Below are 11,328 nucleotides of genomic sequence, written 5' to 3'. Positions count from 1 at the left end.
CATAAGCTTTGCAGTAGGCAACATAAGCTTTGCAGTAGGCAACATAAGCTTTGCAGTAGGCAACATAAGCTTTGCAGTAGGCAACATAAGCTTTGCAGTAGGCAACATAAGCTTTGCAGTAGGCAACATAAGCTTTGCGGTAGGCAACATAAGCTTTGCAGTAAGCAATATAAGCTTTGCAGTCTAAGTGCTTAAGTTTATTTCTACCACCTTAGTTATATAAGATAACGTAAGCTCGTTTGGTTAATAGCGTAGAATATAAAAAAAACATAAAATACCAGCAGATGCCGGTATTTTATGGGGTATGATTGGGGGCAATTTATTTCTTTCCTTTAACGTATTTTTCTAACCATTGGTCTTCTTCCCAAAGGGTATGAAGGATGTTTTCTTTACCACGATAACCATGTGCTTCATAAGGTAAAAATACAAAACGGGTGGTGCCGCCGGCACCTTTTATGGCATTAAATAAACGCTCGCTATTAATAGGGAAAGTACCTGGGTTATCATCAGAATCGCCGTGAATTAAAAGCAATGGCGTTTTAATTTTATCAGCATAACTGAATGGACTCATTTCATAATAAAGCTGCGGAACCTGCCAGTAGGTGCGTTCTTCATTTTGAAAACCAAATGGCGTAAGTGTACGGTTATATGCACCGCTGCGGGCAATGCCTGCGGCGAAAAGATCGGTATGGGCCAGTAAATTAGCTGTCATGAAGGCACCGTAACTATGACCACCAACGGCCATTCTTTTTTTATCGCCCACACCTAAATCAGAAAGTTTATTAATGGCTGCTTCTGCGTTTAATTTAAGTTGCTCTATAAAGGTATCATTTGGTTTTTTACCATCTTTTGCTACAATTGGCATTTCTGCATTGTCTAAAATGGCGTATCCACGGGTTACCCAATAAATTGGTGAACCCCAGCTAATGTTGGTAAACTTATCTTTTGAGCCCCGAATTTGTGCGGCATCTGCAGCTGAGTTAAATTCTCGTGGATAAGCCCAGATTAGCGTTGGCAGGGGACCATCTTTAGCTTTATCATATCCTTTTGGCAAATATAAGTCGCCTGTTAAATCTACACCATCTGCACGTTTGTATGAAATTTTTTCTTTGGTAATGCCATCAAGTGATGGGTATGGATTGGCAAAATTTGTAATGGGTTGATCTGCTATGCGAAGTACCAGGTTTTTAATGAAGTAGTTGGGAACCATTTTCTGGCTTTCTTTGTGGGTTAATAAAATCAATTTATCAGGATTGATTACATCACTCACATATTCAAAGGTACCTTCTGCACTGCGCCAAATAATTTCATTCTTTTTTGATCCCAGATCAAACTTGGCTAAGAAAGGTAAGTCGCCTTTTTCTGATGAGCCGATTGCGTTATTCATCAATAATTTGGTGCCATTATCAATCGTTTTGATCACCTGGCGGCCATATTTATTTTTTACTGTTACAGGCGATCCTGGGTTGCCATAGGCATCAGTTTGGTTACGGGTATATAATTCTTCTACCGCACCTGTAGTGGGGTTATACCTGCTTACTTTATTGGTTTGCTTGCTTCTTAAGCCTTCCATAATCAGCGCCAGGGTTGCATCTCCCCATTGTACGCCACGATAGCGTGTTTGGGTTTTGAATAATTCTTTTTCGCCAGTTGTAAAGGGTGCACTTAGGGCATAAACGGCATCGTGAAAGGGCACATTTTTTTTAATTAAGCCACTATCTAAGGGTTTAGCCCAAATGAGTGTTGCTGGTTCATCATCTCTCCATTCAAAGCCACGGGCAACGTTTTGCGTATTGTCGTAACCAGATGGTGTACCTTCTGATGAAGGTAATTCTACTACGGTTTTGATGGTTTTTCCATTTAAATCTGTAATGCTAACAATAGATGGAAAGCCGAATGCCGAAACCAGATAAGAGAATGGTTTACGGATGGTCTCCGTCATCATATAATTTTTATCTGGTGATAAGTCTACTCTTGCATAAATTGCTGGTTTACCTATTGGCGTTTCTACACCAGCTGTATTTTTAACCAATTGCGAGGTAGCGAAAAATTCAAATAGCTGCTCATCAAAAGGCGATTTAATTAAATCCTGATAGGTTGCACTTGGTGCGGCTTTGCCTAGGTTTTGCTGAATGGTGGGGCCTTTAGGCATTAAAGGTTTTTTAGGTGCAGCGCTTGCAGGCTGTGTTACGGTACGGTAGATTAGCGTATTATCATTCAGCCAGGTTAATCCGCTTCCTAATACTACATTTAAAAATGCCTTATTGGTTTTTACAGCCTTTTTAGTTGCTACATCAATTACATATAAATCTACTCCTTTTTGTGTGGTTTGGGTAAATGCAATTTTAGTTTCTGCAGGATTCCAGCTGATATTGCCGGCATATAAAGGTGTTGGTAAGCCTGTAACCTGAGCAGTTTGGTTTGTTTTAATATTTTTCAGACTGAAGTTATTGATATAATTCTGTCTGCTTGGAGAATAGTTATTTGGATTTAACCTTAAACCTGCAATCCGGTATTCTGGCATTGCCAATTCTTCAACTGAGGGATAAGAATTTCGTTCACTAAATAATATCCATTCTGCCTTGCCATCAATACTTACTGCCGGCGTTGGTTTTGCCAGTAATAAATCAGCAATTTCTTTTGGTGGTGTTTGGTAACTAATCGCATCTTGTGCAGATGCGTTTAATGACGTACAAGCACCTGCAATTAATAAACAGGCGTATAAATTTTTAATCATTTTTTTGGTGAGTTGTATGTTATAAGGAATATTCAAATATTGGAAATTTTAAAGTAACGTACCGTAACTTCTTATTTACAGTGAGCAATGGTTATTATGGGATGTTGAGGTTTGTGTATCAAATTTCTGATGGTAAAAACTGATTGAGATGGCTTCTATCTTCTACAATTGATGGGAATAATGTATCCTTAGGATTACGGTTTTAGGTGTGTTTTTTTTGGTTTTTACTGTTTTTCATGTCAAAAACTACATAAAATGTTGATATAAGTCAAAAAAATCAGTCATTTTACCCTTTATCCTTCACATTTTCATACTTTCGTTTTGTCAATCGTCCCCGATATTGATTTAATTGAATTTTTAAACTTAAAATTAATTATCTCAATGACAGCAAAATTAAGACACGGCGAGATTTTAGAGCGAATAGTTCGCCGAAATCGGATGGGAATTAGTGAACTCTCCAGGAAACTGAATGTAAGTAGAAGAACCATTTATAATTGGTTTGGCCAAGACAAACTTAATCAAGAAATTATATGGCAGATTGGACAGTCAATTGGACAAAATCTTTCCATCTCTTTTCCTGATGTTTTTGTAGAAAGGAATGCCGAGGCTACAGGACTTGCAGAAACTGGTGATAAACGATTTACCGATTCAAACTCAGTATACTTTTGGATGAATAAATACATTCATCTATTAGAAAAATATAACAGTTTGCTCAGTGTTGAAGAAGAAGAGGCTAATGCTGATGATCAGCATAAAATGCCGTTAAAAAACAGAAGAACGGAAACGTTCATGTATCAGTAATAGTTTAGGCTAATATTGATAAAAAAATCTAAATCGATGTAAAATGTACTTCGTTTGATGGATTAAAGCAAAAACATTTTATGTTCCTGAACTTCAGGAAATATATTTAAAATAATTGTGCGCAAAATCATTAAATGAAATATATGTCTTACTACGAAATTTGATATGATTCTAACGATCTAAATGACCAGATATCACCAACATGGTGATTATCTAATGAAAGCGGGAAGTAAATTTAATACCTCTTGAGTTTCTAAAAATATAGCCACTTATTAAAAAAAATAAGTGGCTATATAAATTTAAGGTTTAACGCCTTTTTATGGTGTGCCTGCCCTCCGCGGATCTCCCACTCACAGGACTTTTTTATCGCTTTATTTACTAAGAACAATTTAGTGAAATGTTAGTTTGAATATGCAAAATAATTTTACACATCCTGTGGATAATGTGAATAAATTAAATTTTGCAGTTGCAAAACATTTATAGTGTTTCTTGGTTTCCTAAATCGAGATGTTAAAATACTTATTTATCTGTTGTGATTACAGAGAAAATTGGAGTTGATTATTTTAAAAACTTACTGCTTTATTTCTCGAAAAAGTATATTTTTAACCTTTTACCCTAAAATGTAGAATGAGTCGTCCATCGTATTTTTTAAGTAGTAACGAATTACTCCAGGTTTTTAATCTCACCCAAACTGCCACAGCAATACATGTAACGGAAGATGCCATTATACAGGAAGCCAATGATGCCATGTTGGCTATTTGGGGCAAGGATAGAAGTGTGATCGGGAAATCTTTAGCTGATGCGCTTCCTGAACTTGAGGGCCAACCTTTTATTGATATGTTTAAAAGGGTGTGGAATGAGGGGCTTGTAATTGCTGGAAAGGATACGGCTGCTGATCTCAATATTAATGGCGAAATAAAAACTTTCTATTTTGATTTTGAATATCGTGCCATAAAAGATAATACCGGGAAGGTTATTTGCATCCTTCATACGGCAATTGATGTAAGTGAAAGATTTCTTAAAAAAGAGGCTATGGAACTTGCTGCGGAAAGAGAAGCGGCATTAAACAGGGAGCAGGCCTTAAATGAGGAGCTTGCTTCAATGAACGAGGAGCTTACTACTACCAATGAAGAATTGCAGAAAGCACAAAATCACCTTCATTTATTAAATACTGAACTTGAGGTTAGGGTTGCTGAACGTGTAAAGGAGCTTTCTGAAAGCGAAGAGCGTTTTAGAACAATGGCTGAGGGCACTGAAATTTTTATTGCTGTTGCTGATGAAAGTGGAAATGCGGTGTACTTTAATAAACCGTGGATGACACTTACAGGAAGATCTATGAATGATCTTCTGGCATTTGGTTGGGTAGATTTGATTCATCCTCAGGATAGGGAAGGTTACGTTAATATTTATCTTTCTGCATTAGAGAAAAAAGCGCCTTTTGCCGGCGAATTCAGGATTTTAAGCAAAGAGGGTGATTACCGTTGGCTTTTAGCCAGTGGGCCACCCCGGTTGCATCCTGATGGAACTTTTGCTGGATACATCAGTTCTTGTGTAGATATTACCGATCGTAAACTGGCTGAACTGGAAAGGCAAAACCTGAGTGCGCTGGTTGATGCAAGCTCTGAATTTATTTCTTTGGCTAACGTAAATTATGAGATGACTTATGCCAACCCAATTGCCTTGAAAAAGCTGGGATGGGATACTGTAAAAAATAGAACAATACTGGATTGCGTTTATCCTCAGGATAGAGATTTTGCACAAAAGGCTTTAATTAGCTTATTGGAATCTGGAAACTTCAGGCATGAAATCAGGTATTGGAATGAAAAAACTAGAAAACCCTTTTGGGTAGAGTGGAACGGAATTTCTATCAAAGATCCTATTTCTAATGAATTTGTTGTATTGGCAACGGTAGGACCTGATGTAACGGAAAGAAAACAGCATCAGGAGGAATTACAGGAAGTGAATGAGGAAATGGCAGCTGCAAACGAGGAACTTGCCGCAACCAATGAGGAACTGGCTGCTACTAATGAGGAGCTGGCTCAAACACATCAAGACCTTGTTCAATACATTAGAAAGTTATCAGATAGTGAAGAAAAGCTTCTTCAGGCTATTGAAACAGGAAAAATGGGTACCTGGAGCATCGATCCAAATACACGTAAAATTTCAATGTCTGCTTTTGTACGTGAACTTCTCGGGTTGGAAATGGATGGGGAAGTGGCTATGGAGGAGGTGCTAAAAACCATTGATGCTGATTACCGTGAAATGTTTTCAGCAACTCTTGATGATGCTTTCAATAGTCATTCATCCAGCGATACCGAATATTTGATCAATAATTTACGTACCGGAGAGGAAAAATGGATTAGGGCTACCGGAAAGGTCTTTTTGGATGAGATGGGTAATATGGCAGAATATTCGGGTATGTTTATGGATATTACGGAACGTAAACTGGATGAACTGCGTAAAAATGACTTTATCGGAATGGTAAGCCATGAGTTGAAAACGCCATTAACTGCCATAAATGGTTTTGTGCAAGTGTTACAACGTAAATCAAAAATTGATGACGATCAGTATGCTTCTAATGCATTAGAAAAAACCCAAATTCAAATCCGGAAAATGACAGCCATGATTAATGGTTTTCTTAATGTATCCAGATTGGAATCGGGTAAATTAATGATTGATAAAACTTCTTTCAGGTTAGATCAGCTTTTGCAAGAAACAGTTGATGAAACATTTATATCGCCTTCTACACATGATATCATTTTTGCACAATCATGTGAGGTTTCCATCTATGCAGATCGGGATAAAATAGGCAGCGTAGTTTCGAATTTGTTGAGCAATGCACACAAATATTCTTCTAACGGAAGTAGTATTGAGATAAATTGTGAGATTAAGGATAATGACGTAATCGTTAGTGTTAAAGATGAGGGGATTGGGATTTCGAGTGATGATGCCAAGAAACTTTTTGATCGTTATTATCGTGTGCAAAGCAACCATACCATTTCGGGTTTTGGAATTGGCCTGTACCTTAGTGCCGAAATTATTGAACGCCATAATGGTAAAATATGGGTAGAAAGTAATGAAGATGTGGGTTCTACTTTTTACTTCTCTTTGCCACTTTATTAAAAAGCAAAAAGGGACAGGTTATAAAAACCTATCCCTCTATCTAAACCCAAACATGCGCTCAAACATGAATGAATTACGTGATAAACAACTTGGATGCAGGTTGGTTTTGGATTAATGTAATTTTTATTTTTCTATTCTTCTACACATTTCTTTAGCATTTATTCCCTCTTGTTTGTATTGCTGGGCATGGTAATTTTGTTCAGAAATTGGCATATAAATTTATTGATGGGCTTCTCTTGATCATTAGCCTCAGGATTTTAATTTTGAACAAAACAATTTGGGGTTTTTAAGATTGTGTAAGGAATGATCTCTAGTGGTTACTTTAAACATTGCTGCAATTACAGATTAAAAAAAATCATCATTTATTAAATGACTAACAAAGCTAACCCGTTAAAAATAGCCATACTTGGCGGTGGTCCTAGTGGCCTTTTTATGTATAAAAGATTGGTTGAATCGGGAATTAAAAACCTGGTAATTGAAATCTTTGAAAGAAAAGATACACTTGGATCTGGAATGCCTTACAGCACAGAGGGTGCAAATGAGGAACACATCACAAATGTATCGGATAACGAGATTCCCGTAATCTTTAATTCTATAGAGGATTGGGTTAAAATGGCGCCAAAACCGCTGTTAAAGAAGTTTAATATCAATTCAGATACGTTTAATGAATATAAGGTTTTACCCAGGTTGTTTTTTGGTGAATACCTCTCGGCACAATTTGAATTGCTTAAAGAAGTGGCTGATGAACAGGGGGTGGTTACGAAGGTTAGTCTAAATACTCAGGTAACTGATATTATAGATGATCCGGCTAAAAATAATGTGGGTGTAGAAATTAATGGAGGTGACATCAGATATTTTGATCACATCATTGTATGTGTGGGGCATAACTGGCCGAAAAAACATGAAGGCAAAGTTCCAGGTTATTATGATTCTCCTTATCCACCAAAAAAACTGGCAAAGCATCTTAATCACCCAATCGCTATTATGGGTTCTTCGCTTACGGCTATAGATGCTATTAGAACGCTGGCACGTAATAATGGTGCTTTTGAGGCAGAAGAGGATGGGACTTATAAATTCATTCTTAATGAAAACAGTAGCCTATTTAAAATTGTGATGCATTCCAGAAATGGCTTGCTCCCGGCCATTCGTTTTCACCTGGAAGATTCGCATTTAGGAAAGGATGAGACTTTAAGCAAAGCGGAGATTCAGCAAAATATTAAGGAAAACGGTGGATTTATTCCATTGGATTTTGTTTTTGAAAAGAATTTTAAGGATCAGTTTAAAAAACGAGACGCTGCCTTTTATGAAAAAATAAAGGATATGGATCTGGAAACCTTTGTGGAGGCCATGATGTCTTACCGGGAAAATGTTCCACCATTTGATTTATTTAGAAAGGAGTATGAGGAGGCCGAAAAATCGATTAAACGTGAAGAATCCATTTATTGGAAAGAGGCATTGGCGGTTTTAAGCTTTGCCATGAATTACCCTGCAAAATACTTATGTGCTGAAGACATGCAGCGATTACAGAAAGAGTTGATGCCGCTGATTTCTATCGTCATTGCATTTGTGCCGCAAAGTTCATGCAGAGATTTAATGGCCTTGCATGATGCTGGTGTGCTCGAAATTGTTTCTGTAGGTGAAGATAGTTCTGTAGAGCCTCATAAAGAGGGTGGTGCAACATATATTTATACCAATGATCAGGGAGATGAAGTTTCAATACACTATAAAACTTTTATCAGTTGCATTGGTCAGCCACACTTGTCATATGATGATTTTCCTTTTAAAGGGTTGGTAGAAGGTGGTTCTGTTAGCCCTGCTATGTTAAACTTCAAATCACCTGATATTGGTAAAGAAGAGGTGGAAAAAGGGAATAAGCTGGTGGAAAAAAATAAAGATGGGTTATATGCTTTAAAGGTTCCGGGCATTACCATTAATGATACTTTTCAGGTGGTAGGTGAGGATGGGCAACCGAATGATCGGATTTATATTATGGCGGTGCCTTATATTGGAGGCTATAATCCAGATTACTCTGGAATTGATTTCTGTGAGGCGGCTTCTATGGAAGTGCTGAAAACTATTCAAAGCAAAAAGAATCCCGAAGTATAACCTCGGGATTTTTTTACTCTTAAGTTGAGTTTAATACTTGTTTATTGCTTTTAACACCCCGGTCTGTGACCATCCCTGTGAAAGAGGGATATGGCGATTGTAATTCCCCTCCTTTGGAGGGGTGGTCGCAGACCGGGATGGTTTAAAACAAAATACCCTGTTGAGATAATATTGTAAAGCATATTATCTCAACAGGGTATTACTTATCCTGAAGATTACTTCATGGAATCATTAATCTTATTGATCATTACTAAGTGGCCCTGAACAATAGGTGCGGTTTTAGTTGAAAAAGCTTTTAATTCAGCGTCTTTTGCGTTTTTAGATTCATCTTCCATTAATTTCAAGGTAGATTTATGACCGTCAATCATATCGCTCACATATGCTTTGTCAAAATCTGCTCCTGATTTTTTACTCAAATCATCCATTTTTTTCTGGTGATCAGCATCAACTGTAGTTGGAAGTGTGATGTTTTTTGTTTTCGCTATTTCCATTAGTTCAGCATTTGCATTACCATGATCGGTAACCATCATTGTAGCAAATTCCTTTACCTGAGCATTGCTGCTTTTTTGAAGTGCAAGTTTACTCAATTCTACCTCTGCCATACCGCCAACAGCAGCTGTTGTTGCAAATTTTGAATCGGCCTCATCAACAGCAATCCCTCCGGTTGCAGCCACATTAGTAGTCGTGTCTTTGCTTTGGTTCAAGCTGTCTGCACTTTCTTTAGCATCTTTGTTTCCTCCGCTGCATGCTTGAAATGCCAATGCTGAAACGGAAACTGCCATTACATAAATTAACTTTTTCATATATTATTGGTTTTGTTATCATCTAATAACATGATAATTACGGAATGGTTTTCAGGCAGATACTTCTTGACAAATGCGAATGCTAACCGTCTTAAAGTTTATCGAGTTTAAAGTAACCTAAATGAATCTCATCTTCTGGTAAAGTAGAATCGGGCGTAATTTCGATGTGATACTTTGTCTTAAAAACCGGACTTAAAATTTCTTCTACCCGATAAATGTCATCAATGTCGATACCGTATTTTTCATCGATGTGTGCATTTGCGCCTTTAATGGAATTGGTTTTAAAGAATACGGTTTTTTTAGCGTGTTGAATGGCAGAGGCCCGATCATCTTTTACACTTAATACAATGTAATGTTGCTCTGCTAATTTACCGGCCTGATAACCGCCCAGATTAGTAAAGAATAATTTGTGTACTGATGATTTTTGTTCTGCCACTTTAGGAAGAATATTAATCTGATAGCCATCTACCTGATTTACTTCTCTCCATCCATCAATATGAATACTTGCTCCGGCTTCGGGCCAGAATGCTTTAATTTCCGGAACAAGTTCTTTTAATGATGTAGCTATTCCAAAGAAATAGTCGTGCTGTTCTACATTTCTTTTGGGGGCTTTTGATCCAAGCAAAAGCATATATAATTTGGGTTGATTTAAATCTTCGTTCATTTTTTTGATTTTTATAACAACGCCTTAAGGAGGCTATAGTTTAAAAAAATAAGAAATTAACGAAGTGGAGCACCTTTTTTGATTTCCATTTTAAGTTCTTCAATCTGTTCTTTTGCTTGTCTGTTTTCCAGGTAATAATAAATTGCGAAGCCTAAAAAGATTTTCCCTAATACAAAAACGGCTGCAAAAACCCATCGCCATGCTTTATGAATGCGCATGTGGTTGGATTCTGATTCCACTTCAATGTAGCGGTCTTTTCGGGTATCATCCTGGCTTGAGGTGTGCTCACGTGCGGTAAATTTCTCTACTTTCTGTTCACGAAGCTGAATTTCATTTACTTCATGTTGAATTTTTGATAAAATTCCCGGAGGGGGTAGAATGGCCATGCCCTGTGCCAGCATTTCCATATCATACTCCAGTTTGGCTAGTTCTTGTTCAAATTCCGGATATTGTTTTTTCAGTGATATTACTTGTTCAATTTCCTGTTCGGTAGCAACTCCCATTACATAGGTTTCCATGATACCACTTTCTATCCATTCTTTAATTTTCACGTAACCTCCTCATTTTATCAATTGATGATTTCAGTTGAATGCGTATGTTATTTTCTTCTTCGCCAAGTAATTCGGCTAAGCCAGAAATTGATCGGCCCTGGTAATATACGGCACTAAATATTTCTTTTTCTCTGGGACTTAGGAGGTCTGAATTTTCTGCCGGGTGATTGGGAATTGTATTCAAAACAGAATCTGTTAAGGGCTTGTCGCTCAAATTTTGCTGTGCCAAAGTTCTTTGTGCATGTTGCCTTAAAAGCATCCATGTGCTGAGGTTACTTTGCGCATTTAGATTCGTTTCCAATATAAAAGATGTTATAATTTTAATTAAAAGTGTTTCGGGTTCTTTAGGATCCTGAATGGCACCATGAATAAAGCCTAAAAGCATACCGGCATATTTATCGTAAAATTGCCGGATATCTTTAGATGCTTCTTTTGAGATGTTTAGAATAACTTCAGACATTAATTAGATTGACTTGTAAAATAATTTGCAAGATAAGGCCAAATTTTGATTTACATTTACAAAAAAATGAAATATTTTTATTA

9 protein-coding genes are annotated in these 11,328 nt (G+C 37.1%); 4 read left to right on the top strand and 5 right to left on the bottom strand.

Annotated features, from left to right (window positions below; all coding sequences use genetic code 11):
• On the top strand, window positions 1-187 hold a 187-nt coding region (locus tag EV200_RS21885), incomplete at its 5' end, for a hypothetical protein (protein WP_208864512.1).
• A 132-nt stretch (window positions 188-319) separates the two neighbouring features.
• Here EV200_RS21885 and EV200_RS05805 read toward each other — a convergent pair.
• Window positions 320-2,737: an alpha/beta hydrolase family protein gene (locus tag EV200_RS05805; protein WP_132530094.1), complete on the bottom strand. Its 2,418-nt coding sequence runs from the start codon at window positions 2,735-2,737 to the stop codon at window positions 320-322.
• Between the two features lie 381 nt (window positions 2,738-3,118).
• Between EV200_RS05805 and EV200_RS05800 the strand changes: the two genes are divergently transcribed.
• From EV200_RS05800 to EV200_RS05790, 3 genes are all read left to right on the top strand, one after another.
• A complete protein-coding gene (locus EV200_RS05800; RefSeq protein ID WP_132530092.1) occupies window positions 3,119-3,538 on the top strand; it encodes a hypothetical protein in 420 nt (139 codons plus the stop codon).
• A 627-nt stretch (window positions 3,539-4,165) separates the two neighbouring features.
• A complete protein-coding gene (locus EV200_RS05795) occupies window positions 4,166-6,661 on the top strand; it encodes a PAS domain S-box protein (RefSeq protein WP_132530090.1) in 2,496 nt (831 codons plus the stop codon).
• A 369-nt stretch (window positions 6,662-7,030) separates the two neighbouring features.
• Entirely contained in the window at window positions 7,031-8,767 is a 1,737-nt protein-coding gene (locus tag EV200_RS05790; protein ID WP_132530088.1) for an FAD/NAD(P)-binding protein, read from the top strand.
• 215 nt (window positions 8,768-8,982) lie between these two features.
• Here EV200_RS05790 and EV200_RS05785 read toward each other — a convergent pair whose 3' ends face one another.
• The 4 genes from EV200_RS05785 to EV200_RS05770 form a co-directional block, all read right to left on the bottom strand.
• The gene (locus EV200_RS05785; RefSeq protein ID WP_132530086.1) at window positions 8,983-9,570 is read right to left on the bottom strand and encodes a DUF4142 domain-containing protein; all 588 of its coding nucleotides are present in this window, start codon (window positions 9,568-9,570) and stop codon (window positions 8,983-8,985) included.
• Between the two features lie 91 nt (window positions 9,571-9,661).
• Window positions 9,662-10,234: a DUF1543 domain-containing protein gene (locus tag EV200_RS05780; protein ID WP_132530084.1), complete on the bottom strand. Its 573-nt coding sequence runs from the start codon at window positions 10,232-10,234 to the stop codon at window positions 9,662-9,664.
• 56 nt (window positions 10,235-10,290) lie between these two features.
• Window positions 10,291-10,785: a hypothetical protein gene (locus tag EV200_RS05775; protein WP_132530082.1), complete on the bottom strand. Its 495-nt coding sequence runs from the start codon at window positions 10,783-10,785 to the stop codon at window positions 10,291-10,293.
• Window positions 10,775-11,245 carry an RNA polymerase sigma factor gene (locus EV200_RS05770; protein ID WP_132530080.1) on the bottom strand — a complete coding sequence of 157 codons (471 nt, stop codon included), beginning with the start codon at window positions 11,243-11,245 and terminating at the stop codon, window positions 10,775-10,777. The genes EV200_RS05775 and EV200_RS05770 overlap by 11 nt, the downstream gene beginning before the upstream one ends.
• Window positions 11,246-11,328 lie beyond the last annotated feature (83 nt).

It is taken from the genome of Pedobacter psychrotolerans (assembly GCF_004340665.1).
In the GTDB taxonomy this organism is placed as follows: Bacteria; Bacteroidota; Bacteroidia; order Sphingobacteriales; family Sphingobacteriaceae; genus Pedobacter; species Pedobacter psychrotolerans.
This window is presented reverse-complemented; position numbering and strand designations above follow the sequence as displayed.

What these genes read in the sequence shown, in the direction of transcription:
- EV200_RS05785 (WP_132530086.1), bottom strand. Translation starts at nt 9,570, where the DNA reads ATGAAAAAGTTAATTTATGTAATGGCAGTTTCCGTTTCAGCATTGGCA.
- EV200_RS05805 (WP_132530094.1), bottom strand. Translation starts at nt 2,737, where the DNA reads ATGATTAAAAATTTATACGCCTGTTTATTAATTGCAGGTGCTTGTACG.
- EV200_RS05790 (WP_132530088.1), top strand. Translation starts at nt 7,031, where the DNA reads ATGACTAACAAAGCTAACCCGTTAAAAATAGCCATACTTGGCGGTGGT.
- EV200_RS05780 (WP_132530084.1), bottom strand. Translation starts at nt 10,234, where the DNA reads ATGAACGAAGATTTAAATCAACCCAAATTATATATGCTTTTGCTTGGA.
- EV200_RS05800 (WP_132530092.1), top strand. Translation starts at nt 3,119, where the DNA reads ATGACAGCAAAATTAAGACACGGCGAGATTTTAGAGCGAATAGTTCGC.
- EV200_RS05795 (WP_132530090.1), top strand. Translation starts at nt 4,166, where the DNA reads ATGAGTCGTCCATCGTATTTTTTAAGTAGTAACGAATTACTCCAGGTT.
- EV200_RS05770 (WP_132530080.1), bottom strand. Translation starts at nt 11,245, where the DNA reads ATGTCTGAAGTTATTCTAAACATCTCAAAAGAAGCATCTAAAGATATC.